General features: G+C 68.8%; 22 protein-coding genes. 5 read left to right on the top strand and 17 right to left on the bottom strand.

All coding sequences use genetic code 11. From position 1 onward, the window contains the following. Positions 1–201 precede the first annotated feature (201 nt). From DOS48_RS14535 to DOS48_RS14520, 4 genes are all read right to left on the bottom strand, one after another. The gene (locus tag DOS48_RS14535) at positions 202–579 is read right to left on the bottom strand and encodes a NifU family protein (RefSeq protein WP_127116444.1); all 378 of its coding nucleotides are present in this window, start codon (positions 577–579) and stop codon (positions 202–204) included. A gap of 99 nt (positions 580–678) precedes the next feature. Next, positions 679–1,008 carry a DUF5783 family protein gene (locus tag DOS48_RS14530; RefSeq protein ID WP_127116443.1) on the bottom strand — a complete coding sequence of 110 codons (330 nt, stop codon included), beginning with the start codon at positions 1,006–1,008 and terminating at the stop codon, positions 679–681. Between the two features lie 287 nt (positions 1,009–1,295). Further along, the gene (locus tag DOS48_RS14525) at positions 1,296–3,977 is read right to left on the bottom strand and encodes a heavy metal translocating P-type ATPase (RefSeq protein WP_127116442.1); all 2,682 of its coding nucleotides are present in this window, start codon (positions 3,975–3,977) and stop codon (positions 1,296–1,298) included. 498 nt (positions 3,978–4,475) lie between these two features. Then, positions 4,476–5,090, bottom strand: coding sequence for an AsnC family transcriptional regulator (locus DOS48_RS14520; protein ID WP_127116441.1), 615 nt, complete (start codon positions 5,088–5,090; stop codon positions 4,476–4,478). 131 nt (positions 5,091–5,221) lie between these two features. Here DOS48_RS14520 and DOS48_RS14515 point away from each other — a divergent pair, with 131 nt between their 5' ends. Continuing rightward, positions 5,222–5,419, top strand: coding sequence for a heavy-metal-associated domain-containing protein (locus DOS48_RS14515; RefSeq protein WP_127116440.1), 198 nt, complete (start codon positions 5,222–5,224; stop codon positions 5,417–5,419). A gap of 37 nt (positions 5,420–5,456) precedes the next feature. Here the strand turns inward: DOS48_RS14515 and lpdA are convergent, their stop codons facing one another. The 7 genes from lpdA to DOS48_RS14480 form a co-directional block, all read right to left on the bottom strand. After that, on the bottom strand, positions 5,457–6,884 hold the full coding sequence (gene lpdA / locus DOS48_RS14510) for a dihydrolipoyl dehydrogenase (RefSeq protein WP_127116439.1): 1,428 nt from the start codon (positions 6,882–6,884) through the stop codon (positions 5,457–5,459). After that, positions 6,884–8,527: a 2-oxo acid dehydrogenase subunit E2 gene (locus DOS48_RS14505; protein ID WP_127116438.1), complete on the bottom strand. Its 1,644-nt coding sequence runs from the start codon at positions 8,525–8,527 to the stop codon at positions 6,884–6,886. The genes lpdA and DOS48_RS14505 overlap by 1 nt, the downstream gene beginning before the upstream one ends. A gap of 22 nt (positions 8,528–8,549) precedes the next feature. Further along, on the bottom strand, positions 8,550–9,536 hold the full coding sequence (locus DOS48_RS14500) for an alpha-ketoacid dehydrogenase subunit beta (protein ID WP_127116437.1): 987 nt from the start codon (positions 9,534–9,536) through the stop codon (positions 8,550–8,552). Beyond that, on the bottom strand, positions 9,537–10,640 hold the full coding sequence (pdhA, locus tag DOS48_RS14495; RefSeq protein ID WP_127116436.1) for a pyruvate dehydrogenase (acetyl-transferring) E1 component subunit alpha: 1,104 nt from the start codon (positions 10,638–10,640) through the stop codon (positions 9,537–9,539). Between the two features lie 367 nt (positions 10,641–11,007). Then, on the bottom strand, positions 11,008–11,412 hold the full coding sequence (locus DOS48_RS14490; protein WP_127116435.1) for a CopG family transcriptional regulator: 405 nt from the start codon (positions 11,410–11,412) through the stop codon (positions 11,008–11,010). Between the two features lie 90 nt (positions 11,413–11,502). Further along, on the bottom strand, positions 11,503–12,159 hold the full coding sequence (locus DOS48_RS14485) for an RPA family protein (RefSeq protein WP_127116434.1): 657 nt from the start codon (positions 12,157–12,159) through the stop codon (positions 11,503–11,505). Next, positions 12,160–13,086, bottom strand: coding sequence for a replication factor A (locus tag DOS48_RS14480; protein WP_127116433.1), 927 nt, complete (start codon positions 13,084–13,086; stop codon positions 12,160–12,162). It lies immediately after the preceding gene. Between the two features lie 322 nt (positions 13,087–13,408). Between DOS48_RS14480 and DOS48_RS14475 the strand changes: the two genes are divergently transcribed. The 4 genes from DOS48_RS14475 (at position 13,409) to DOS48_RS14460 (ending at position 17,982) form a co-directional block, all read left to right on the top strand. Then, entirely contained in the window at positions 13,409–13,711 is a 303-nt protein-coding gene (locus tag DOS48_RS14475; RefSeq protein WP_127116432.1) for a hypothetical protein, read from the top strand. An 88-nt stretch (positions 13,712–13,799) separates the two neighbouring features. Further along, entirely contained in the window at positions 13,800–15,014 is a 1,215-nt protein-coding gene (locus tag DOS48_RS14470; protein WP_127116431.1) for a hypothetical protein, read from the top strand. Between the two features lie 107 nt (positions 15,015–15,121). Then, a complete protein-coding gene (locus DOS48_RS14465) occupies positions 15,122–17,125 on the top strand; it encodes an ABC transporter substrate-binding protein (RefSeq protein ID WP_127116430.1) in 2,004 nt (667 codons plus the stop codon). Beyond that, positions 17,122–17,982: a phosphatase PAP2 family protein gene (locus tag DOS48_RS14460; protein ID WP_127116429.1), complete on the top strand. Its 861-nt coding sequence runs from the start codon at positions 17,122–17,124 to the stop codon at positions 17,980–17,982. Before DOS48_RS14465 ends, DOS48_RS14460 begins: the two co-directional genes overlap by 4 nt. Positions 17,983–17,993: 11 nt before the next feature. Here the strand turns inward: DOS48_RS14460 and DOS48_RS14455 are convergent, their stop codons facing one another. The 6 genes from DOS48_RS14455 to DOS48_RS14430 form a co-directional block, all read right to left on the bottom strand. After that, on the bottom strand, positions 17,994–18,644 hold the full coding sequence (locus tag DOS48_RS14455) for a DsbA family protein (protein WP_127116428.1): 651 nt from the start codon (positions 18,642–18,644) through the stop codon (positions 17,994–17,996). Positions 18,645–18,706: 62 nt separating this feature from the next. Continuing rightward, positions 18,707–19,504 (bottom strand): ZIP family metal transporter, encoded by a 798-nt coding sequence (locus tag DOS48_RS14450; RefSeq protein ID WP_127116427.1) that lies wholly within the window; start codon positions 19,502–19,504, stop codon positions 18,707–18,709. A 281-nt stretch (positions 19,505–19,785) separates the two neighbouring features. Next, a complete protein-coding gene (locus DOS48_RS14445; RefSeq protein ID WP_158283827.1) occupies positions 19,786–20,577 on the bottom strand; it encodes a hypothetical protein in 792 nt (263 codons plus the stop codon). Further along, on the bottom strand, positions 20,577–21,764 hold the full coding sequence (locus DOS48_RS14440) for a signal peptidase I (protein WP_127116426.1): 1,188 nt from the start codon (positions 21,762–21,764) through the stop codon (positions 20,577–20,579). Before DOS48_RS14440 ends, DOS48_RS14445 begins: the two co-directional genes overlap by 1 nt. After that, a complete protein-coding gene (locus tag DOS48_RS29585) occupies positions 21,764–23,251 on the bottom strand; it encodes a TasA family protein (protein WP_127116425.1) in 1,488 nt (495 codons plus the stop codon). Before DOS48_RS29585 ends, DOS48_RS14440 begins: the two co-directional genes overlap by 1 nt. Continuing rightward, positions 23,251–24,042: a hypothetical protein gene (locus DOS48_RS14430; protein WP_127116424.1), complete on the bottom strand. Its 792-nt coding sequence runs from the start codon at positions 24,040–24,042 to the stop codon at positions 23,251–23,253. The genes DOS48_RS29585 and DOS48_RS14430 overlap by 1 nt, the downstream gene beginning before the upstream one ends. Positions 24,043–24,095: the final 53 nt, after the last annotated feature.

Here is a 24,095-nt window from a genome sequence, read left to right as displayed (position 1 = left end):
CCGTCCACGACCGCCGGGGGCAAAAACCCTTCAGTCGCGGTGGCAACGCAAATTGATATAGCGGTATATGATTTATGCCAGAACTGCGTGGCCGACTACCGCAGCCAGAGAGATAGCCTGAAGAGCGGTTTAAACCCTAAAAAACGGCAGGGCGGCTATCGAGTGGAAAAACAGAGAGAACGGAGCCGAGGGGAGACCCGATCAGAACGGGGCCTGAGGGCCTTCGTCGTCGCCGCCGTCGTCGGTCGTCTCGCCGGGGAAGGAGGGAGACATGCCGCCGCTGCTGGTGCCGCCGAGGTCGCCGTCCGCACCCGCGCCGGCGCCGGTGTCGGCGTGGACGGTCTCGATTTCGGGGATCTCCTTGACCATCCGCGATTTGATCGCCTGGATCGTCATCGGCGAGATACCGCAGCCGGAACAGGCGCCGCCGAGCTGGACCGTCACCTCGCCGTTCTCACGGTCGAGGTGGCTGATGGCGGCGCTCCCGCCGTGCATCTGGATCTGCGGGAAGTTGCGCCGCAGGAAGTTCGTGATCCGCTCGCGGAGTTCGTTTTCGCCGTCGGCAGTGTCCGTGCTCATGTCACTAAACTCGCGTTCGGGCGGCTTATGCCTTTGGTTCGACGGGACGCGTCACGCGAAAACCGACGTGTAGGCCCCGCTTTCGGCCGAATCGGGCCGTCACTCGGGCGGGTCGACGCGCAGCGTCCGGTACAGTTCCGTCTCGATCCGGTCGACGTACTCCTCCAGCGTCTCCTCGAACGTCTCGTCGTCGACGGGGACCGCGCCGCGGATTCGCTCGCGCGGGTTCTCGGGGAGTTCGACGCGAAACTCGCCGTCCTCGTAGAACGGTTCGGACTCGTTGAGCACCGTCTGGTCGATGCCGTGGATCAGCTCCGAGTCGTGGCGGTCGTTCATCTGGTTGAAGGCGTTCTTGTACGCCCGCTGGAGTTCGTTGAAGTAGTGTACGTACTTGTCCTCGAACTTCTCGGGGTCGAACTCGTCGGCCATACGTGATCCGACGATACGACCATGAAAAAGCCGGTCGATCGCCGCGTACGGGACGAAAATCGACGGTGACGGCGCGTCGTCGTCGGTCGCGAGAGTGTCCCCCGCAGGCAGTCATAAATTATATTTCGCTATATCAAATATGATCTCGGCGGCCAGCCGTCACTTCACGAAGAGCGGTGATCGGACCGTCGGCTTTGGGGCGAGTCGACTCCGAGACGCGGGTATCTCGCGTCGCGAGAAGAACGCGAGCCGGTGTCGCGCGCGACGGGGAACGACCCGGCCGCGGCTCAGCGCAGTCGGCCGAGCAGCCGGTAGTCGTGATCGGGCTCGTATCGGCGGAAGAGGAGGCTGTTCGTCAGCACGCTCACGCTCGATAAGGCCATCGCGCCGGCGGCCAGCGCGGGCTGGAGCAGGCCGAGCGACGCGAGCGGGATCATCAGCGTGTTGTAGCCGAGCGCCCACACGAGGTTCTGTTTGATCTTCTGGAGCGTCGCGTCGGAGATGCGGATCGCCTTCGCCACGTCGAGCGGGTCGTCGCGCATCAGCGTCACGTCCGCGGCCTCGATGGCGACGTCGGTGCCGCTCCCGATAGCGGTCCCGACGTGTGCGACCGCGAGGGCGGGCGCGTCGTTGACGCCGTCGCCGACCATCATCGCGTTGCGGCCGTCCGCCTGGATCGCTTCGACCGCGTCGGACTTGTCCTCGGGGAGGACGCCGGCGCGGACGTTTTCGGGGTCGATCCCCACCTGCTCGGCGACCGCGCGGGCCGTGCGCTCGTTGTCGCCCGTGATCAGCATCACGTCGATAGCGCGGTCGCGGAGCGCGGCGACGGCGTCGGCCGCACTCGGCTTCACCGTGTCCGCGTCGGCGACGACTCCCGCCAGGCGACCGTCGTCCGTGCCAGCGGGCACGCGGGCGACGAGCATCGCCGTCTTCCCCTCGCGTTCGAGGCGTTCCATCACGTCTGCGGCCGGCGAGGGGTCGATCCCGTTGTCGCGCAGCAGTTTCCGGTTGCCGACGAGCACCTCGATATCGCCGCCGTCGCCGGACGCGACCGTCGCGCGGACCCCGTGGCCGGGGACGTTCTCGAACGCGGTCGGCGACGCGAGGTCGAGCCCGCGCGCCTCGGCACCCTCGACGATGGCGCGGGCCAGCGGGTGTTCGCTCCCGCGCTCGGCGGACGCCGCGAGGCGGAGCAGTTCGTCTCTCGCGTCGCGGTCGGCCTCGCGGGCGGAGTCGTCGTCGACCGCGGGTGGCTGCGTCGCGCCGCCGTCCGGGATCGGGTCGCCGTCGCGGTCGAAGGCGACGACGTCGGTCAGTTCCATCGCCCCCTCGGTGAGGGTCCCGGTCTTGTCGAAGACGACGGTGTCGACGTCTTTGGCGCGTTCGAGCACGTCACCGCCTTTAAACAGGACGCCGTGTCTGGCGCCGATCGTCGTGCCGACCATCGTCGCGGCGGGCGTCGCGAGCCCGAGCGCGCAGGGACAGGCGATGAGCACCGCGGAGGCGAACACGACGATAGCGAACTCCGAGACCGAGATGGCGCCGCCGGCACCCGCCGGACCGCCGGCGACGAGCCCCCACAGCGGGAGCCGGCCGACGAACCCGGCGAGCGCCTCCGGGAAGAGGAACCAGACGAGCCCCCACAACAGCGCGTTGGCGATGACCGCGGGGACGAAGTACGCCGAGATCCGGTCGGCGAGGTTCTGGATTTCGGGCTGGCGCGACTGGGCCTCCTTCACCGTGCGCACGATCTGTTTGAGCGCGGTGTCGGCGCCGACCTTCGTCGCCTCGACGACGAGCACCCCGTTCTCGTTCACCGTGGACCCGACGACCTCGTCGCCGGATTCCTTCTCGACGGGCACCGACTCGCCGGTCACCATCGACTCGTCGACCGCGCTCTGTCCGTCGACGACGACCCCGTCGGTCGGGACCTGTTCGCCCGGCCGGACCTTCATCCGGTCGCCGACTTCGACCTCGTCTACGGGGACCTCTCGCTCCGTGCCGTCCGCCTCGACGAGCGTGGCGGTGTCGGCCTCCATCGCGAGCAGCTCTCTGAGCGCGTCGCCGGCCTGCCCCTTCGAGCGGGCCTCAAGGTAGTTGCCGAGCGTGATGAACACGAGGATGAACGCGGCCGTGTCGAAGTAGAGGCTCCCGGCGATCGCCCCCGACAGCGACGCGACCGAGTACACGTACGCGGTCGTGGAGCCGAGCGCGATCAGCACGTCCATGTTGGCGCGGCCGTTCGTCACGAGCGCCTTGTAGGAGTTCCTGTAGAACGGGCGGCCCAAGACGACCTGGACGGGCGTCGCGAGCAGGAACTGCACCCAGCCGATCCGGACGCCGAAGACGCTGTCCGGGAAGAGTTCGCCGCCGAAGAGCAGGTGGTCGGTCATAAACGCCAACAGGGGGGCCGCGAGGATCGCCCCGAACAGGGTCAGTCGGAGCTGTTTGCGGATCTCCTCCTCGCGGGCGGCGTCGCGGGCGTCCTGTCCCGCGTCGCCCGCGTCGGCGCTCGCTCCGTCTTCGCCCGCGTCGCTCCCGCCGCCCTCGCGGACCGGCGAGTAGCCGGCGGCCTCGACGGCGTCGTAGAGGTCGGCGAGCGAGGCGTCGGCGGGGTTGTATCGGACCTGCGCCTCGTCGGTCGCGTAGTTCACGTCGGCGGAGATGACGCCCGGCGTCGCTTCGAGGGCGTCGGCGTTGGCCTCGGCGCAGTTCGCACACGACATGTCCGTGATGGCGACGGAGACGGTCTCGCTGACCGCGCCGTAGCCGGCCGACTCGATGGCGTCGAATATCTCGCCGAGCGAGACGGCCTCGGGGTCGTACTCCACGGACCCCTCGTCGGTGGCGTAGTTGGCGTTCGCCGACGCCACCCCGTCGAGGTCGTCGAGGGCGTCCTCGATCGACGCCGAGCAGTTGGCACAGGACATCCCCGTGACGTTCAGGTGGGCTGTTCTCGTTGGCATGGGTACTACTACGGGTCCCTCCCTTAGGCGGTTTTCTGCTTCGCGATCGAGGGTGCGAGCGGGTCGAAATCTTGGATTCGAAAGCGGATGGCAGAGGCGGTGGCGCGCGCCTGCGAGGCCACATTCGTGGCCGAGCAGCGCGTGCGAGGGAGTCAGTCGCCCGAAGCAACGCGAAGGGCGACTGACGAGGCTGGGGAGGCGTGAGGTGCGGAGCGGGCGGTCGGGTGGGACTCAAAGGGGCAGTCACGCCGAGCGCACAGGCGACGCAAGCACCGGAGTGAGGGAGCGAACAGCGTGAGCGACCGAGTGAGGAGCGTGAACGACCGAGCGAGGAGCGTGAACGACCGAGTGAGGAGCGCAGCGAGCGCGCGCGCTCGGCGTGACTGGGGCTTTGGAGGGAGCCACCGTGGATCGATCAGCGATCGGTTATAAGTGAATAGCTGAGTTTTCGCAGAGACTCACCCGACAGATCCAATTATAAGCGAACACATCGATATCTCACGCCCCCTCCTCCAGTCGCTGGTATCGCTCTTGGAACCGCGAGAGACAGGAGGAACAGCAGAAGTGGTACACCTCGTCGTCGATCCGCGCCGTTTCGCCCTCGCTGTCGACGCTGTTGGAACACTCCGCACAGGTCAACGCGAACTCGACGCCCTCGATCGAGGGCGTCCACTCGAAGGAGTCCACGAGCGTGACGGTGTACTCTTCGATGTCAATCCCCTCGAACAGCCCGGCCACCCACTCCCGCGCCGTTCGACCCTCGACGCGGGCGTACACGCGGAGGTCCCCCTCGGCCGTGACGAAGACGTGTTCGACCGCGTCGGCCTCGCCGACGCGAGTCCGCGCCGCGTCGAGCGGATCCTGCCCTCCATCTGACTCGCCGCCGAGCGGGAGTGCCACGTCGATCAACACGGGGACGCCGGCTCTGAGTTTCGTCCGGTCGACATCGACTGTGAACCCCTCGATCACGCCCGTCTCCTCCAGCCGCGTGACGCGGTCGGAGACCGCCGGGCCGGAGAGCCCCACTCGCTCGCCGATCTCGCTGTACGGACGCCGGGCGTTCTCGGCCAGCAGCGACAGGATCTCCACGTCGGTCTCGTCGAGGTCGCGCATGGGGCTCGGTACGGCTGGGATATATAAGACGGTTGGGCGAACCACTTCGAATTCCAAAGTCGGACGGGCGTTCGAGCCGCGATCGGAAAGCAGAAAACGACAAACGGGTTCCGCCCCTACGGTGGTACGTCATGAGCCAGACGATCACCGTCGAAGGAATGTCGTGTGAACACTGCGAGCAGAGCGTCACGGAGGCGCTCGAAGGCGTCGCGGGCGTCGAGAGCGCGACGGCGGACCGCGAAAGCGAATCGGCGACCGTCGAGGGCGACGCCGACCCGGCCGCGCTCGTGAGCGCGGTGACCGAGGCGGGCTACGACGCGTCGGCTTAAAAGGGAGAGTAGAACCGCGGGCGGCGGGGAGACCGGCTTAGCGGTTCAGCGTGTGGATCGCCTGCCCGCGGGCGTTTTCTGCGGCCTCCATCACCGCTTCCGCGAGCGTCGGGTGCGTGTGGACCGTCCCCGACACGTCCTCCAGCGTCGCGCCCATCTCGATGGCGAGCGCGACCTCGGCGATCAGTTCCGAGGCCTCCGGCCCGACGATCTGCGCGCCGAGAACGAAGCCCGTCTCGTCGTCGGCGACGATCCGCGCGAACCCCTCGGTGTGGCCGGTGGTCATGGCGCGGCCGGAAGAGTTGAACGGCATCTCGCCGACGACCGGGTTGAAGCCGGCGTCGTCGGCCGCTTCCTCGGTCATTCCCACCGTCCCGATCTCCGGGTCGGTGAAGACGGCGGCAGGGATCGCCTGCTGGTCGAGCGCGGCGGGTTCGCCCGCGATGACCTCGGCGGCGACGATGCCCTCTTTCGAGGCCGCGTGCGCTAACATCGGATCGCCCGCCACGTCGCCGACGGCGTGGATGTGGTCGACCGCGGTCCGGGTGCGGTCGTCCGTCTCGATGAAGCCGCGGTCGTCCGTCTCGACCCCGGCCTCGGCCAAGTCGAGCCCGTCCGTGACCGGCTGACGACCGACCGCGACGAGGATCTTGTCGACGCCGTACGTCGACTCCTCTCCCTCTTCGGTCTCCGTGTGCAGGCGGTAGCCGCCGTCGGCGCCCTCCGACCACTCGCTCGCTCCCTCGCCGAAGTTGAACTCGACGCCCAGCTCCTCGGCGCGCGTGCGGACGAGCCGCGTCACGTCGTCCTCGTAGGGGTCGAGGATGTCGTCGAGCATCTCGACGACGGTCACGTCGGCGCCGAGTTTGGCGTACGTCGTCGCCAGCTCCATCCCGATGTAGCCGCCGCCGACGATCCCGAGCCGATCCGGGACCGAGTCGGCGTCGAGCGCGTCCGCCGAACTCCAGACGTGGTCCGCGGCGAAGTCGAAGCCGGGGATCTGGATCGGCCGGGAGCCGGTGGCGACGATCGCGTGTTCGAACTCGATGGACTCGGAGCCCTGTCCCTCGCCGCCGTGGGCGACGCGGACGGTGTGGTCGTCGACGAACGAGGCGGTCCCGTCGATCAGGTTGACGCCGTTGGCCTTACAGAGCTTTTCGACCCCCCCGGTGAGCCGGTCGACGATCCCGTCTTTCCACTCGGCCATCTTCCCCATGTCGACCGCGGGGTCGGCGTGGATGCCCATGTGCTCGGCGTTGCCGGCCTCGTGTGCGAGCCCAGAGCCCGTGATAAGCGCCTTCGAGGGGATACACCCGCGGTTTAAACAGGCGCCCCCGTAGGCGTCCTTCTCGACGAGCGTCGTGTCGAGTCCCTTCTGTGCGGCGCGGATGGCGGCGACGTAGCCGCCCGGCCCCGCGCCGATCACCAGTACCTCCGTTCCGGTTGCGATGTCTCCGACGACCATTATTGTGTCAACAGCAGCAGCGGGTGTTCAAGGTGTTCCATCACGGTGTTCGCGAACTCGGCCGCGACCGCGCCGTCGATGACGCGGTGGTCGATAGACAGCGACAGGGGCAGCGTCGGCGCCGCGACGACCTCGCCGTCGCGGGCGACCGGCCGCTCCTCGATGGCCCCGAGGCCCAAGATTGCGGTTTCGGGGTAGTTGATGATCGGCGTGGCGTACTCCCCGCCGATGGCGCCGAAGTTGGTGATAGAGAAGGTGCCGCCCTGCATCTCCGCCGCCGTGATCTTGCGGTCACGGGCGCGCGAGGCGAGGTCGCTGATCTCCTCGGCCAGCTCGAAGAGCCCCTTCTCGTCGACGTCCTCGACGACCGGAACCATCAGGCCGGCGTCGGTCGCGACCGCGATACCGAGGTTGTAGTCGCCTTTCAAGACGATCTCCTCGTCGTCTTCGCGCAGTTCGCTGTTGAGCGAGGGGTACTCCTTGAGCCCCGCGACGATGGCCTTCATCACGAACGGCATGTAGGTGAGGCTCACGCCCGCCGCCTCCGCCTTCGGCTTCAGCTCCTCGCGAGCCTCCACGAGGGCGTCGACCGCGACGGTGTCGTGGTGGGTGACGTGCGGCGCGGTGTACTTCGACCGCTCCATCTGTTTGCCGATGGTACGCCGGACCCCTCGATAGGGGACCGTCTCGTCGGCCCCGACGTTGGTAGCGTCGGCGTCGGTGGCGGCGTCGGTCGCCGCGGTCGTGTCGTCGAGGTCGAGGGCCTTCGGCTGGGGTGCGGAGCCGTCCTCTCCCCCCGAGGCCGACCCCTCGGCGTACGCCCGAACGTGCTCGCCGGTGACGAACGCCTCGCCGTCCCGGCGCTCGTCGGTCGGCACGTCGTCGATGTCGACGCCCAACTCGCGGGCGACCTTCCGCGTCGCGGGCGTCGCGAGCGTCGTGTCGCGGCCGGCCGGCTCCGACGCGTCCGCGTCGGGGGCCGGAGCCGCGTCGCCGGTCGCGTCCGACTCGCTCGCGCCGCGTTTGTTCACGGCCGACTTCCGGCCGGATCCGGTGTCTGCCGGCGTCGGTGCGGGCTTCGGTGCCGGACCGGCGTCGGCGGATCCGACGGTAGGACCGTCGTCGGCGTCGGCGGCTTCCGCGTGGGCTCGCACGTCCGCCTCGCTGACGCGACCGCCGGGACCGCTCCCGTCGACGGCGCCGATGTCGACGCCCAGCTCGCGGGCGAGCCGTCGGGCCGAAGGGGGCGCGAACGTCCGGCCGGACGGCGTCGGCGGCTCGGCGTCGGTCGCGTCCGTGTCGGTCGCGTCCGCGTCCGTCTCCGGCGCCTCGGTCGCGCCCGCGTCGGCGTCCTCCGTCTCCGCGTCGTCGGCCTCGTCGGCCTCGTCGGCCGCGCCGTCCTCGTCGACGCGGAACGAGATGATCACGTCGCCGACGGGGACCACGTCGCCCTCCTCGACGAACAGCTCCTCGACGAGCCCGTCGTAGCTCGACGGGACCTCGACGAGCGCCTTGTCCGTCTCGACCTCCGCGACCGGCTGGTCCTCCTCGACGCGGTCGCCCGGTGAGACGAGCCACGAGACCAACTCGCCTTCGGCGACTCCCTCACCGACGTCCGGCAGCCTGAACTCCTCGACTGTCATCGGGTGGCCTCCGTGTGCATAGTTAGAACTCCACCGCCTCCCTGATACCCTCCTCGATACGGGTCGCAGACGGGAGGTAGTAGTCTTCCAGCGCGTACAGCGGGTACGGCACGTCGAAGCCCGTGACGCGTTTCACCGGTGCCTCCTGGTACAGCAGCGCCTCCTCCTGAAGGATCGCCGTGATCTCGGCCGCGACCCCGCCGGTCTTCGGCGCCTCGTGGACGACGACGGCGCGCCCGGTCGCCTCGAACGCCGAGACGATCGCCTCGCGGTCGAGCGGGGAGATGGTGCGCAGATCGACGACTTCACACTCGATTCCGTCCTCGGCGAGGCGCTCTGCGGCCTCCAGCGTCGGGCGCGTCATGGCGCCGTAGGTGAACACCGCCACGTCGTCGCCCTCGCGACGGGTGGCCGCCTCGCCGAGCGGAACGGTGTACGGCTCCTCGGGCACCTCGTCGCGGAACGCCCGGTAGATGAGCTTCGGCTCCAGGAAGATCACCGGGTCCGGGTCCCGGATCGACGCCGCCAACAGCCCCTTCGCGTCGGACGGCGTCGAGGGGATGGCGACCTTCAGCCCCGCCTCGTGGGCGTAGAACGCCTCCTTCGACTCCGAGTGGTGTTCCGGCGCGCGGATGCCGCCGCCGTAGGGCGCGCGCAGCGTCATCGGGAGGGAGAACCGCCCGCGGCTCCGGGCCCGGAACCGGGCCATGTGGGAGACGATCTGGTCGAATCCGGGGTACATGAACCCCGAAAACTGGATCTCGGGGACGGGTTTGAGCCCCATCGCTGCCATGCCGACCGCGGCCCCGACGATGCCCGACTCGGCGAGGGGGGTGTCGACGACGCGGTCGCCGCCGAACTCGTCGAACAGCCCCTCGGTCGCGCGGAAGACGCCGCCGTTTTTCCCCACGTCCTGACCCAACACGAGGACCTCGTCGTCCTCGCGCATCTCGGTGTACAATCCGTCTCGAATCGCCTGTACCACGGTGAGGTTCTGTGTGTCGCTCATTTACTCCTCCAGGAACGCTTCGTCGCCGTGCGCCTCGTGGAACGCCGCGAACGCCTCGTACTGTCGTTCGAGCTCCGGCGGGCGCTCCGCGTACGCGTGTTCGAACATCTCTTTCGGCCGGGGTCGGGACTCGGACTCCGCCGCCTCGATGGCGTCGGCCACCCGCGTCTCGACGGCGGCCTCGATTTCGGCGACCCGCTCGTCGTCGAGGATTCCCTCCGAGCGGAGGTACGACTCGAGTCGGGGGATCGGGTCTTTCGCCTTCCAGCGTTCCACCTCGTCCGCATCGCGGTAGACCGTCGGGTCGTCGGCGGTCGTGTGCGCGCCGAACCGGTACTGGACGGCCTCGATGAGCGTCGGGCGGGGGCGGTCCGTCTCGGGGTCGCGAGCCTTCTCCAGGGCGGCCGTCGTGACGCTGTACACCGCGAGCGGGTCCATCCCGTCGACCTGCACCCCGTCGATGCCGTACGCCTCCGCCTTCTGGGCCAGCGTCGCGCTCCGCGTCTGTCGCTCGCGCGGCACGGAGATGGCCCACTGGTTGTTGTTACAGAAGAAGACGGTCGGGGTGTCGAACACGCCGGCGAAGTTGACCCCCTCGTGGAAGTCGCCCTCGCTGGTCGCGCCGTCACCGAAGTAACAGAGGAACGCGTCGTTGTCGCCGCGGATTTTCGAGGCCCACGCCGCCCCGGTGGCGTGCGGGATCTGCGAGGCGATGGGGACCGCGACCGGGAAGACGTTCACGTCTTCGGGGGTCGCGTTACCCGCCTCGTGGCCCATCCAGTAGAGCAGCGTCTGTTTCAGCGGGAGCCCGCGGACGAGGGCGGCGCCGTGTTCGCGGTACGAGGGCACCAGCCAGTCGTCTTCGGCGAGCGCCGCCGCGGAGCCGACCTGCGCGCCTTCCTGTCCGGAAAGCGGCGGGTACGTCCCCATGCGCCCCTGTCGCTGGAGGCTCACGGCGCGCCCGTCGAAGTGCCGCGCCAGCCGCATCTGCCGGTAGATATCGACGAGCGCCTCGTCGTCGAGGTCCGGCACATCGCCGACGACCGTCCCGTCCTCGTCGAGTACGCGGACCGGATCGTCGTACGCCCTGTCGAACACGCTCACGGTCGCAGACACCTCTTCATACACGAACGGTTCACCGCCCAGGTATTATTGTTTTCGTAAATAGTTTAGTATAGGCAGAAATCGGTTGGAGCGATGAGAGACTGTCCATCAGAATCGGGGAGAATCGGACATTTTTGAACAAATTGAGGGGCACTCGGCAATATTTTCGCCAATGTCGGCGTTTCCTCGAACAGTACCGAACGATCGGGAAGGTTCTCGGCCGATCGGCGAGCCGACGGGGGCAGGGTGTGTCGGATTCGGCGCGACGCGGCCGTGCGGTGTCGGCGCCGGCTCGACAAGTCAGTAGACGGTACACGAGAAGCGCCGGGCGAGAGCGGCAAGCGACGACAGCCGGCGCGCGACCGAACTAGCCGAGCCGGAAGGAGGGTTCGTCGGGTTCGCCGTCGAGATCTTCGAGCTGGATCACGTCTTCGTCGCCGTCCTCCAACTGCTCGCGGAGGTAGTTGACGTAGCGTTTGTGCTCTTCGAGCTGTTCCCGGAGGTGATCGGCTTCGAGCTCCAGTCGCTCGTGTTCGCGCACGAAACTCTTCGGGACCTCGATCTTCGGGGGGAACGACTCCCCGCTCTCGCCCATGCTGTCAAGCTCCGCCTCCGGGATGACGCGGACCTGTCCGTCGTGGGCAACGAGCGTTTCCACGTAGTCCCGGAAGACCGCCGACAGCGAGATGTCTCGCTCCTCGGCGATGTCGCGGAGGGTCTCGAACGCGTCCTCGTTGACGCGGAACGAGATCGTCTTGTTCTTGTTGCCCATTGTCGGACTAGTTTCCTGCAATCCACTTAAGCGTTTGTCAGACACTCGCAAAAGAGCCATACGGCCGGCCGCGAGGCGCTCCGGGGCGCCTCAGAGTTCCGGCGTCCCGGCCGGGTCGCTCTCGTCCGAGGCGGGGTCGTCGCTCGCGGCGCCGTCGCCGGCGAGTTCGTCCCCGTCGTTCTCGTCGAGGTCCGCTAACGCCGACAGCGCGGCGTCTTTGTACGTCTGGGGGTCCAGGTCGTACTCCTCGCGGGCCATGCGCGCGTACTCGTTACCCTCGTCGTCGAACGCGGCGACGCGCTCGACGGTTCGGCGGGCCGTCTCCGCGACCCAGCGGTCGCGGGTGGCGGCGTCGACTTCGGTGATCGACTCGGGGCGGACGGAGACCCGGACGGTGCCGTCGTCGGTCTCGTACGTCCGGGGTTTCCCCACGACTGCGACGTAGGCCGGCGGCTCCAGATCGCGGAGCTTCGACGCGGCTTCGGGCTGGTACTGGCCGGCGTACACGAAGAACGTGCCCGTCGGATCGACGATGCGGCCGCGCCAGTACTCGGCGTCTTCGCCGACGTCGTCCTTCTCGGTGAGCGTGCCGACGAAGAACACGCGGTTCGACGACTCGCCCGTCGGCAGCAGCGCGTAGACGGGCGCTCGCTCGTCGTCGGACTCGGTGAACGTGAAGGCGGCGTCGTTGAACTCGCTCGCGAACACGCGCCGGGCGACCTCTCGGGTGGGTGCGGATTGGCTCATTTAAATCGACCTCGCTTCGATCAGCGCAGTTTCAACGTCGACGGTGCCGGGGTCCTCCATCTCGTCGACCAGGACGTACCGGCCGAAGGTGGGGCCGGTGACGCGGTAGTACCGCCCGAGCACGTCGTCGCCCATCTCCTCGGCGACGACCGTGGTGTCGAGCGCATCCATCGCCATGTCCTTGGCCTCCTCCAAGCCCATACCGGTGAGCTTCTCGGTGGCCTCGCGGTCGAAGATGACCTCGGTGACGGTCTCGCCGTCGTCTAAGACGCCCTTGATCCGGAGGTCGAACTCGCCCTCGACCTCGCCGTGCTCGGAACAGCGCCCGTTCTGGAGGACGCGCGTGCAGTCGTCTTCGGGGCACCGCTTGATGAGCCCGGAGCCGGACTGGATGTCGACCAGCGCGCCCTCGACGGTGTCGGCGTTGTCGCCGACCTCGATCTCCTCGTCGATCTCGGTGATCTGCGTGGTCCGGTTGAGTTTCACCGAGTAGCTCCCCTCGTACTCGTCGGTGACGACGTTCGAGAGCTCGTAGGCCTGCCCCTCGGTGAGTTCGGGGAGCTCGGACGTTTTAAAAGCGACAAACTTGATCGTGCCGGACTCGTCGCCGACGAGCCCGACCTGCGAGATGGAGTCGCTCCGCGGCTCCCACAGGTCGACGAGCTTCACGCGTAGGTCGACCCACTGCTCGTCTTCGTCGATGTCGTTGACGAGGACCGACTCGCTGCCGCCGCGGCCGAGCTCGTCGCGCTCCATCCCGGCGTCTTCGAGGTAGCTGTTGGTGACGCTCCGACGCGCCTCGTCGACCGGGACGCGGTACTCGTCGACGAGCGTCTCCAAGCGCTCCTCGATTTCGTCGGCGTCGACGTCGAGGTGGTCCGAGAACTGTTCCGCTATCGCTTCCGCTTCCTGTCGCAGTTCGCTCATGGGGTGTCTCCGCCTCCGGTCGTGTTTCAATGGGAGGCGTACGAGGGTTGGCTCCTCACGGTATTAAAAATCGGGTAACCGCGGTGAAAGTGAACGAAACGGCGTCGTTGCCGGCGCTGCCGGCGGTTCGAGCGCTGCTGGCGCGGCGGCCCGCCGCGGCTCGCCCCGACTGCGTCTGACGCCCGTCAGCCAGACGCGGGCGCCGTTTCAAGTGGAACGGTACCACACGAGCTGCTCACAGACGGCGATGGGCCGCCGACCCACCGCCAGCCGACCCACCGTCCGCCAACGGACCTATATCCGACGCGCCGAAACGGCGGGTATGGACGACCGACTCGAACGCGTGATCCGCCAGCAGCTCCGCAAGGCGGGCAAGCAGTTCGAGGAGGCCAAGCGGGCGTACACCGAGGCGAAGGCGGACCCCGAGGGCAACGGCGAGAACGCGCGGCGATACGGTCTCGCGACCGACGACGAGGGACGCGCACGCATCGTCTGTCGCCGCCACGCGGAGCGCCGGGCCGTCGCGGTCGACGACGAGGGGCGACCGACGTGTTTCGAGGACGGCCATCCCGACTGCGAGGGGTGTGCCGAAGACGTCCGCGACGGCGTCGCCGAGTCTTGGTGACCGTCGACCGAGCCCGACTCGCGGCCTCGACGCGCCCCCGAGAGCGACCACCCAAAGCGATTTTCCTCCCGGCGCCGTCGGGCGACCCATGAAGCGGACGACGGTCGCCGTCGCGCTCCTGCTCGTGGTGGGCCTCGGACTCGGGGCCTCCGGCCTCTTTGCCGGAGCGGGCGACGAGGCGCCGCCGCCGACGGTCGACGAGCCGGCGCCGACCCCGGTGGACGAGGCGTCGCTCATCGCGGTCGCGGGCGACTACCGGCTCTGGCCGTACACGAGCCGCCGCACCGCGGTCGAGGGACGGACCCTCGCGATCAACGTTCTCGTGTACGCGGACGCGGAGACGACCCGGCGAGCGATCGAGCGCCGGTCGGGGACCGACTGGGAGACGACGACGGCAGCGGAGGCTGCGGCGACCGCCGACAGGGAGGCGGTAGAGGCGCTCGTCGAGCGGGACTGGGCGGACGCGCACAGCTCCGACCGCTACAGCTACGTCGAGGGGCCGTCGGGCGGCGTCTGGCTGGAGGAGACGTTCGAACTCCACGACGGCACGTATCTCGGCGTGCGCGATCACCTCCGGGCGTACGAGTCGCCCGACGGCGCCTACACGGCGGTGCAGGCCCACGAGGAGTACTACGACTGGTTCCGGCTCCGGCACACGGTGCCGGGTATCGACGAGCCGGCGGTCCGGCTCGAAGACGAGTTCATCCACGGCGCGGTCGACGCCGAGGTCAGCCGGGAGTACCGCGGTATCGAGGGCGGGTGGAGCGATGGGTGGGTGTCGGTGATCGAACTGACGGCGGCGGGTGCCGCGGCCGGCGCGCTGCTCCGCCGTCGGACGCAGGCCGCGGCGGTCGAACTCGCGCGTCGGGCCCGCCGGGAGGCGAGCCGACACGCCGGCGCCGCCCTCCTCGGCGCGGCGCTCGCGGCGATCGTCGTCGGCGTGCGAGTCGCCGGCGTCGCGGCCGAGACGGCCCTCCCCGGCGTCGGACCGAAGCTCATCGCCGCGCCCCTGTACCTGCTCATGGCGGTGGGGATGCCGGCGCTCGTCGTCGCCCGAGCGCCGAGGTCGGACCCGAGCGCTGCGCTTCTCGGCGTCGTCGCGGGGGTCGGCGCGGGGTTCGTGATCGACTTCGTCGCCCTCGGCGTGGCGGTGCCGCCCGCGCTCCTCGTCCATCGGGCCGCGCTGCTCGCCGCGCTCGGGACGGTCGCGATGGGACGCGCCGCAGCCGACAGACCCGTTCTCGCCGCGGGACTCGCGGCGTGGGCCGCCGGGCTGGCGCTGCCGCTCGCCGACGTGATCTGAGCGGAGCGCCCTCGACAGGCGGGCAATCGAGGGTCGCGCCGAGCGCGCCCGGACTGGCGGAAACACCACAGAAGAGATATACGTGAGCGGGAAGAGCCCTCGGACGGATGACGCGACCAGTCAGTCGCCGAGCGGCGCTCGCGGGTGTCGGACTCGCGGCCCTGAGCGCCGGCTGTCTCGGTCGAACGCGGAACATCGTGGGGCGGGACCGGGGCTCGCAGTTGGTCCTGGAGATCGCCGCCCCGCCCGCCGACACGGACCCGAACGCGATCCGTATCGCCAGACACTTCGCCGAGAATCTGAACGCGGTCGGCGTCGACGCCCGCATCAGCACCCTCGGGCGCACCGACCTCCGGCGAAAGGTCCTCATCAACCACAACTTCGACGCGTACGTCGGGCAGTTCCAGGAATCGGAGCCGTTCGACCCGGACGCGATGTACGCGTTCACCCACTCGCGGTTCGTCACGGAGGCGGGGTGGCAGAACCCGTTCGGACTCAGCGACGTCAACGGCGTCGACGAACTGCTCGCGCGCCAGCGCCGGTCCGCCGGCGACGACCGCCGCGAGGCGGTACACGCCCTCCAGCAGACCCTCGGCGAACTCCAGCCGTTCACCGTCGTCGCGTTCCCCGACCCGCTCACCGCGGTCCGCGAGGACCGCTTCGAGAACTGGACGGATCGACAGCCGCTGTCCGTCGGCGGGCTGCTCGGTCTCGAACGCGCCGGTTCGGTGGCGGGTACGGAGGAGACGGGGACCGTCGGCGGCAACGACACCGCCGACGGCAACGACACCGCCGACGGCAACGACACCGCCGACGGCAACGACACCGCCGACGGCAACGACACCGAGGACAGCGACGGGCGCTCCATCGACGGGCTGGAGCTGCTCGGCGATATGCCGCTGACGGACGACGGTGAGGACGCGGACGACGGGACCCTCCGGCTCGTCACGACCGACGAGCGCATCACGGAGAACTGGAACCCGATCGCCGCCGAGTACCGGCGGTACGGGACGTTCACGTCGCTTCTGTACGACCGGCTCGCGCTGATCGACGACGGGGAGGTGGTCCCGTGGCTCGCCGCCGGCTGGGAGCGGACCGACGACGCGACCGTCGAGCTGTCGCTCCGATCGGCCGACTGGCACGACGGGGAGCCGGTGACGGCGGCGGACGTCGCGTTCACCTACGAGTTCCTCCGGGACACCTCGATGGGCGCCGCCGAGTCGCCGGTGCCGACCCCGACGTTCCGCGGGCGAGTGTCGGCCGTCGAGTCGGCGACCGCGGTCGACGAGGAGACGGTCGAGATCGCGTTCGACGACGTCAACGAGGCGGTGGCCGTGCGCGCGCTCACCGTGCCGATCCTCCCGGAACACGTCTGGACCGACCGGACCGCGGCGGCGTCGATCGCCGGCATCGAGTTCGACGCCGAGACCACCGAGGCCGTCGTGACGAACAACGAAGACCCGGTCGGGAACGGCCCCGTCCGCTTCGTCGAGGCCACGCCCGAGGAGTCGGTCACGTTCGAGCGCAACCCCGACCACTTCCTCCGCCGATCCGCGGACGACGGGGCGACGAGCGGGGACGGGACGGAACCGCTGGCGGAGATTCCGGAGCGGTTCCGTCGGAAGCCGGCGTTCGACCGGCTGACGATCGAGGTGATGGGGTCGGACATCGCCGCGGTACAGGCGGTCGGCGACGGGTTCGCGGACGCGACCGTTTCGAGTCTCGGGCCGGACTCGGTGACGCGGATCGGTCGCGAGGCCGACGCTCGGCTCGTCGCGGGGCAGTCCGGCGGGTTCTACCACATCGGGTACAACGCCCGCCGGGCGCCGCTTTCGAACCCGCGGTTCCGGGCGGTCCTCGCGTCGCTCGTCGACAAACGGCGCCTCGTCGACGTGGCGTTCGACGGGTACGCCGAGCCCGCCGCCTCGCCGCTCGCCGCCACGCCGGAGTGGGTGCCTGCGGCGTTGCGGTGGGACGACCGCGAGACCGACCCCGTACAGCCGTTCGTGGGTGAGTCCGGATCGCTGGACGCCGAGGCGGCCAGAGACCGGCTCCGCGAGGCCGGGTATCGATACGACGAGGAGGGGCGGCTGCTCGCGCCGAACCCATGAGCCGGCTGCTGTCGGTCGTGAGTTCGCTCTCGCTGTGGGTCAGCTCGGCGCTGCTCGTCGCGAGCGTCGCCATCGTCGGCCCCCGACGACTGTACGAACTCTGGAACGACGCGCGGCGCCGGCTGTGGGAGATCCGCGTCCCCTTCGCCGGGCTGGTGGCGGTCCTGATCGCGAGCGCCGTCGGCCGGAGTTCGCTCCAGACGGTCTCGGAGCTGTTCGGGCTCCGGCTGACGTGGGCCATCTACGCGCTGGAGGGGAACTTCGTCGCGTGGCTACAGACGACGTTCGCCACTCCGCAGGTGACGATGTACTTTTCGTCGGTGTACGTGTACGGATACGTGTTCCTCGTCGCGTTCCCGTTCATCGCGTACCTCGCGCTCCCGCGGGCGGCGACGATAAAGCGGCTCCTCGTCGCGTACGCGCTCAACTACGGCGTCGGCCTCGTGTTGTACACCGTCGTGTTCGCACACGGCCCGCGGAACGTGATTCCCGAGATGGTGACCTCGCTGCTTTTCACCCATAACCCGAATTTCATGGCCCTGACCGGAGAGGTGAACAAGCCCGCGAACGTCTTCCCCTCCCTGCACACGTCGCTTTCCGTGACCGTCGCGACGTTCGCGGTGTTGACCCGGCGGAAGTACCCGCTGTGGACGCCCATCGCCGTCTGGCTCGCGGCGAGCGTGGTCGTCGCGACGATGTACCTCGGGATCCACTGGCTCACCGACGTCGTCGGCGGGACGGCGCTCGCGCTCGGGTCGGTGTACCTCTCGTACCGGTTCGTCGACGGGGACGCCGACCGGGCCGAAGCGGACGACGACCCCGACCGATCCGAGGGAGGCGAGGCGACGAGCGGGTAGCCCGCCCGGCGTTACACGTCGCCGACGAGGCGTCGGATCTGTTCCGGCGGGACCGCGCCGCGCGCGGCGTGACCGTCGTACGCGAACGTGGGGACGCCGGAGACCCCGCGCTCGCGAGCGGCGGTGAACAGGTCGGTGACGCGGTCGCGCAGGTCGTCGTCGTCGAGCGCCTCGTCGACGATAGTGGGATCGAGTCCGTCGACGTCTCCCGCGATGTCGGCGAGGACCTCGCGGTCGCCGATGTCTCGGCCGTCCTGCCACAGCGCGGCGAACACCCCCTCGTCGAACGCGAGCCACGAGTCGGGGGCCGTCTCTCTGACGTGGACCGAGACGATCTGTGCGGGCAGCGAGTCGACGTCGGTCCGGAGCTCCTGTGCCATCTCCGCGTCGTACTCGTCTTGCAGGCGACGGACGTTCTCGCGGGCCTGCTCGTAGTACGCCTCGTCTTTGCCGGTGTCGGCGCTGTCGTCGATTTCGCCGTCCGGACCGCGCTGGCCCGCCCGGAGGTCGAACGGGTGCCAGTCGATCGCGAGCGGCTCCTCGCGGGTCTCCTGATACGCTTCGAGCGACTGGCGCCCGAGGTAGCAGAACGGGCAGACGTAGTCGGAGTAGACGGTGATCGAGTCCGGCGAGTCGGGCGCTCCGGCGTCGGTGTTCGACATACCGACGGTTCGCCCGCGAGGGCAAAAGGCCGTTCGGCGGCGGCGATCCCGGTTCCGCCGGATCAGACGAAGTTGAGCGGGATCATGAGCGCGACGCCGAGCGCCAAGCCGCCGAGGAGGACCGGCTTGCCGCCCCGCGGGAGCTCCGCGCCCGTTTCGAGCGCTTCGGGGATGAACTCGGTGAGGACGAGGTAGATCATCGCGCCCGCGGCGAAGCCGAAGCCGTACGGGAGGAACTCGCGGGCGGTGCGGACGAACGCGAAGGCGATGACCGCGCCGATCGGCTGCGGGAGACTGGAGAACACCGCCCACCACACCATCTTCCACTTCGAGACGCCCATCGCCCGCAGGGGAATCGAGATGGCGGTCCCCTCGGGGATGTTGTGGATCGATATCGCGACGGTCATAAACACCGCGAGCAGCGGGACGGTGAAGCCGAACAGCTGGGTCCCGCTGGCCAGTCCGAGGTCGGCGAAGGAGACGCCGACGGCGACGCCCTCGGGGAAACTGTGGACGGTCAACACCCCGAGTATCAGCACGAGCTTCGTGAAGTCGGCCTCCTCGTACTCTCGGGGGTCGATGTCGGCGTCGAGGAGGACTTCGTGGGCGACGACGACGAGGCCGACCCCCGCGGCGACGCCGACGCCGATCTGGGTCGGCGTCCCCTCGGCGAGCCCCTCCTGGACGAGGCCGAACAGCGACGCCGCGAGCATGATGCCCGAGGCGAACCCCCAAAGCGCCACGTTGCCGCGGTCGCTTATCGAATCGAACACGAAGAACGGCAGCGCGCCGATACCGGTCGCGAGCGCCGTAATGAGTCCCGCAATAAAAACGAACACGAGTGAATCGAGCGCGACCATCTATCGATTCAGCCTTCGACAGTCCGGTACATAACGTCGGCGTCCGCGGCACACCCGCGGTCACGGACGGCACCGCCGGCGGTGCGAGCGTCGAAACGGTATAAAAGGGTGTCTCGGATCGTCGCCGCTTCAGCCGGCCATACTCACCAGATCGGAGAGGAGCGCGAGAACGAACAGCACGAGGAGCGTCAACAGCACCGCGAGCTTCCTCCCAGGCCGAGTACGGCGGCCTCGCCTCTCCGAACCGAAGTCGGGAAGCGATATCCGACGTTTCGGGAGAATCACGGCTGGCTCTCCGCGTCGGGTGAGTCCGTCTGCTCCGTGGACTGCTCGTCCGATGACGGCGCCGAGTCGTCAGTCGACTCGGAGTCAGGGGTCGAAGCGGACTCGGTGGGTGATTCGGACTCCGACTCCGAGTCGGGCGACGGTTCGTCGGTCGCGTCTGACTCGGACTCCGACGATGACTCGGAGTCAGGAGTCGACTCCGACTCAGGCTCGGACTCCGATTCCGATTCAGATTCCGGTTCCGATTCCGATTCAGACTCAGGCTCAGGCTCGGACTCCGATTCCGATTCAGATTCCGGTTCCGGTTCCGATTCAGACTCAGGCTCAGGCTCGGACTCCGATTCAGCCTCTGATTCCGATTCAGACTCGTCTCCGGGCGACGACGGAGCCGCCGGGGGCTCTGAAGCGCCCTCGCCGGTGCCCGAGTCGCTCTCGTTCGTCTCCGGCGTCTGCTCGTCGCTCACCGGTTCGTCCGGGGCGCTCCCGTTCACCGGAGGCGCTTCGGGCGGGCTGTCGCCCGTCCCGTTCGCGTCAGTCACGTTCGCGTCCGTCCCGCTCGTGGGCGCGGCATCGTCCGTGTCGGGCGTGTCGCCCACGATCGCGGCCGTTCGGGTCAGGTCCGAGCCGGTCGTGTTCTCGATGGGCGTGAACTCGTCGGCCGTCTCGAAGGTCGTCGTCACGTTCGCGGTCGCGGTCAGCACGGCGATGGTGACACCGCCGCCGAACGCGACGCCCCAGACCAAGACCACGAGGGCCACGAGGCCGACGAGCGTGCGGTTCACGGGCATCAGTCGCCCTCCCCCGTGCGGTCCGCCTGCGCAGGCGGCGTCACCGACGACCCCGCCGTGGGGTCGGCGCCGTCGAGCGAGTCGGGCGACGTGAACGGGTCAGTGTGACCGTCCGCGGTCTCGGCGGTTGTCTCGTCGACGGGCGCTGCCTCGCCGACGGACTCGGTCTCGCTGACCGCGTCCGACGACTCGGTGGCCGCGGACGAGTCGGTCTCTGCCGTCGACTCGACGTCACCGCCGTCGGTGGCGCCGGTCTCGGCGACCGGTTCGGGGTCGGCAGGCGCCGACGCGTTGGTTGCCGTAGACGCGGACCGCGAGAGGACGCCGCTCGCCGGGACCCAGATCGCGAGGGCGCCGAGCAGCAGCGTGGTCGAGCCGATCGCGACCGCGATGGGCGCGGCGGTCCGAAGCTCGAACGCGATGTAGATCGCGTACGGGGCAAACAGCGCGAGCATCGCCGCCGCACCGCCGATGGCGTCGACCGAAACGCCGCCGTTGGCCGCCTCGTTGGCGACGGCGGTCGCGTCGGTCGATGACTCGGTCGACGAGTCGGCCGGCGACTCGACGACTGCGGCCGCTGCGGTCGGCGAGGCCGAGCCATCGCTCGCGTCCGGATCGTCGGTCGCATCCGGATCGTCGCTCGCGTCCGCCGCGGCGACCGGTTCGGCTCCGTTCCGCCCCTGCACCAGCGACCAGATTTCGGTGACTGCAAGCAGACCGAAGGGGAGCAACACCAGGGTCACGAAGCCGGCGGGCGTGCCGGCGAACTGGATGACGAACCCGATGTACGGGATGGTCAGCGCGACCACGCCGACGAGGTTCGCCGCCGGCACGAGGCCGGGATCGGGTCCCTCGTTAGCGTCTCCCATTGTCTCGAAGGCGAGGCCGTTCGCCGTCTCGACGACGCCGATCACCCGATGTGTCACGGGCACGTCGCTCGTGCCCCGCATGAACGTGATCACGTCGCCAACGGCGACCGTGGCGGGGTCACGCTCCGCGACGACGACCACGTCGCCGGGCGCGATGGCGGGGGTCATACTCGGCGTGAGCACGACGAAGCTCTCGTCTGCGCTGACGACCTCGGGGACCGCGTACACGGCGAACGGCGTGACGAGCGCGATCAGCAGGACGATCCCGAGTATGTTCGCCGCCCGTTTCATCCGTGCTGAAGTGAGTATGGTTGTCATCAGTTCGCCTCCGAGCCGCACAGCGACTCGCCGTCCGTGGTTGTTCCAGCGTCGATCTCGAAGTCGCCGTACACGTCGCCCACCGCGAGCGGCTGCGAGCAGCTCACGTGGATAACGACGGGTCTCGCCTCGCCGTCGACGCTGATCTCGACCTCCGGGCCAAGCTTGTTGGTCGGGCGGCCGTTGCCGCCGTTCCCGTTGCCGTTCCCGTTCCCGTTGTTACCGCCCCGGATCACGTCTTTCCTGTCGAGGGTGAAGACGTCACCTTGGGAGACGGTCCCGACGAACAGTTCGCCGCTCGTGTTCCCCTTCGTCGAGACGACCGAGATGGTCGCGTCGTCGGACCCGATGTACTCGATGTCGAGCGTCGCGAGCGAGGCCTTCTCGTCCTCGCAGACGGCGCACTCGGGTTCGGGCTCGGGCTCGTCGTCCGGCGTGTCGCCGCCGGTGCCGCTCTCACAGACCAGCTCGTCGTCTGTCGTCGTCACCGCGACGACCTCGAAGTCGCCGTAGACGTCGCCGGGGCCGAGCGGCTCCGAGCAGCTCGTGTGAATGTTGGTCTCGGTGCGCTTGTTCCGCGACGCGCCGCCGCCGGAGTCGAGGTAGATGTTCGGCCCGATCCAGCCTGGCGTGTTCGTCCCGGAATCCGCACCGTCGAGGACGAACTCCTCGCTCGGCCCGACCGTATCGTTGAATATCACGGTCGGGGGGTTGTTGCCGTTCCCCCGTCCGTTCCCGCCTCCGCCGCCGCCGGTGGCCCGGACGACAAGCGGGTCGAGGATCTCGTCGCCGAGGTATTTGAGCCTGAGCCCGCCGACCTTGACGTCGTCGTCGTTTTCTTCCGCGCAGGGGACACACCGGTTCTCGTCGCAGACGCGGCCGGCGAAGGGGTTCATCGCCTCCGCGTCCGCTTCGGTGGTGTGGCGGCACTGCTCGGCGTACAGCTGGAAAGTCAGGTCGGCAGTCTGCCCGCTGACATCCATCGCGTTGGCCGGAAGCCGCCAGTAGACCTCTACGAGGATCGTGTCCTCGGGGGCGAGACAGCCGTCGTCGATCCGCTCGCCGTTGAACAGGTCATCTCGAACGGTTCGAAGCGGCTTGTATCCGCCGGTCACGGAGGTTTCATCGACGTGAACGTCGACTTCGAGCTCGCGTGCGAGACCGTTGCTCGCCACGCACTCGGTCGCGAGCCAGACCCGGACCGGGTTCGTCTGGGCGCCGATTTCGAACTCCTTCCAGCCCGAATCGCCGCGGCGGATCCCCGACACGTCGACGGCGAAGGTGCCGCTGGTGGGCTCGTCGTTCACGAGGAGCTCGACCGTGCCGGCGCCGAAGGTGTTGTTCGAGAACGTCTCGCGGTCCGCGAGATACGCTCCGGTACCGAGGCCGCTGGCCAGTCCGACGGCGCCGATGCCGCCGATGCCGGCGAGCAACCGGCGGCGACTCACGCCGCTCGGTCGAGGCGATCCGTCGATGTCGCGGCTCATCAGTTGCCCCCGTCGGCGGTGGCGTTGGTCGGCTCGTACGTGAACGGATTCACGTTGCTGGTGCAGTCGTCCGCGGTGAATTCGACGTCGAAGTCGACGGTCCCGCCCTGCCCGGCGTTGCCGCCGATGGAGTCGAACTCCCAGGTGAAGATGAGGCAGCGTCGCTCGTCGGTCGTGAGACAGCCGTCACCGAGCAGCGTGGGATCGAGTTCGATCCCGTCCGCCAGCGGGCCGGCGACCAGGTCGGCGAGGGTTCCGTCGGCGATCTCCCGACCGTAGTCGGCGAAGTCGCTCTCTGCGCCCGCGCAGGCACCGATCCCGAGTAGCCCGGTGTCGTACCGAACGTTGAGGTGGATGCGCTCGGCGAGCGCGACGCTCGCGGGATCGGTGTCGTCGAACGCGTCCGAGAGCGCGAGACGGAACCACACGCGGACCCCGTCCGGGGCCGCGCCCGCGGAGTCTTCGAGCCGGAGCCCGACGCTCGCGGTGCCCTCGTCGCCGGGGAGCGCGTTGTCGAAGTCGACGAGACGGATGCCGGCGCTTTCGACGTCGTCTTCGACGTCGGTGGGACTGGAATCGACGAGCGTTCCGTTCTCGGTGCTGCGCCAGCCGACGAGCAAGTCCCAGGGCGTGTCGGTCTGTGCGTACGTGTACGCAGAGTACCTATCCCAGCTGTCTGTTCCCGTCGGTCTACCGCTGGCGGCACCGAGCGTCGCGAAGCCGACGGCTCCGACGCCTGCAAGTGCCTCCCGGCGGGTGATTGTCGATCCCTGTGATCCTTTCTGTGTCATGGTGGTGGTGTCGGCTCCGGAACGGCCGTTTCGTCGATATCACTGCTTACGCC

Origin of the sequence: Halorubrum sp. PV6 (assembly GCF_003990725.2) — an archaeon.
In the GTDB taxonomy this organism is placed as follows: domain Archaea; phylum Halobacteriota; class Halobacteria; order Halobacteriales; family Haloferacaceae; genus Halorubrum.
This window is presented reverse-complemented; position numbering and strand designations above follow the sequence as displayed.

Coding starts and splice junctions, on each gene's coding strand:
- DOS48_RS14515 (WP_127116440.1), top strand. CDS start 5,222: ATGAGCCAGACGATCACCGTCGAAGGAATGTCGTGTGAACACTGCGAG.
- DOS48_RS14455 (WP_127116428.1), bottom strand. CDS start 18,644: ATGTCGAACACCGACGCCGGAGCGCCCGACTCGCCGGACTCGATCACC.
- DOS48_RS14490 (WP_127116435.1), bottom strand. CDS start 11,412: ATGGGCAACAAGAACAAGACGATCTCGTTCCGCGTCAACGAGGACGCG.
- DOS48_RS14430 (WP_127116424.1), bottom strand. CDS start 24,042: ATGACACAGAAAGGATCACAGGGATCGACAATCACCCGCCGGGAGGCA.
- DOS48_RS29585 (WP_127116425.1), bottom strand. CDS start 23,251: ATGAGCCGCGACATCGACGGATCGCCTCGACCGAGCGGCGTGAGTCGC.
- DOS48_RS14475 (WP_127116432.1), top strand. CDS start 13,409: ATGGACGACCGACTCGAACGCGTGATCCGCCAGCAGCTCCGCAAGGCG.
- DOS48_RS14520 (WP_127116441.1), bottom strand. CDS start 5,090: ATGCGCGACCTCGACGAGACCGACGTGGAGATCCTGTCGCTGCTGGCC.
- lpdA (WP_127116439.1), bottom strand. CDS start 6,884: ATGGTCGTCGGAGACATCGCAACCGGAACGGAGGTACTGGTGATCGGC.
- DOS48_RS14485 (WP_127116434.1), bottom strand. CDS start 12,159: ATGAGCCAATCCGCACCCACCCGAGAGGTCGCCCGGCGCGTGTTCGCG.
- DOS48_RS14460 (WP_127116429.1), top strand. CDS start 17,122: ATGAGCCGGCTGCTGTCGGTCGTGAGTTCGCTCTCGCTGTGGGTCAGC.
- DOS48_RS14445 (WP_158283827.1), bottom strand. CDS start 20,577: ATGCCCGTGAACCGCACGCTCGTCGGCCTCGTGGCCCTCGTGGTCTTG.
- DOS48_RS14530 (WP_127116443.1), bottom strand. CDS start 1,008: ATGGCCGACGAGTTCGACCCCGAGAAGTTCGAGGACAAGTACGTACAC.
- DOS48_RS14450 (WP_127116427.1), bottom strand. CDS start 19,504: ATGGTCGCGCTCGATTCACTCGTGTTCGTTTTTATTGCGGGACTCATT.
- DOS48_RS14505 (WP_127116438.1), bottom strand. CDS start 8,527: ATGACAGTCGAGGAGTTCAGGCTGCCGGACGTCGGTGAGGGAGTCGCC.
- DOS48_RS14500 (WP_127116437.1), bottom strand. CDS start 9,536: ATGAGCGACACACAGAACCTCACCGTGGTACAGGCGATTCGAGACGGA.
- DOS48_RS14440 (WP_127116426.1), bottom strand. CDS start 21,764: ATGACAACCATACTCACTTCAGCACGGATGAAACGGGCGGCGAACATA.
- DOS48_RS14480 (WP_127116433.1), bottom strand. CDS start 13,086: ATGAGCGAACTGCGACAGGAAGCGGAAGCGATAGCGGAACAGTTCTCG.
- DOS48_RS14535 (WP_127116444.1), bottom strand. CDS start 579: ATGAGCACGGACACTGCCGACGGCGAAAACGAACTCCGCGAGCGGATC.
- DOS48_RS14465 (WP_127116430.1), top strand. CDS start 15,122: ATGACGCGACCAGTCAGTCGCCGAGCGGCGCTCGCGGGTGTCGGACTC.
- DOS48_RS14470 (WP_127116431.1), top strand. CDS start 13,800: ATGAAGCGGACGACGGTCGCCGTCGCGCTCCTGCTCGTGGTGGGCCTC.
- DOS48_RS14525 (WP_127116442.1), bottom strand. CDS start 3,977: ATGCCAACGAGAACAGCCCACCTGAACGTCACGGGGATGTCCTGTGCC.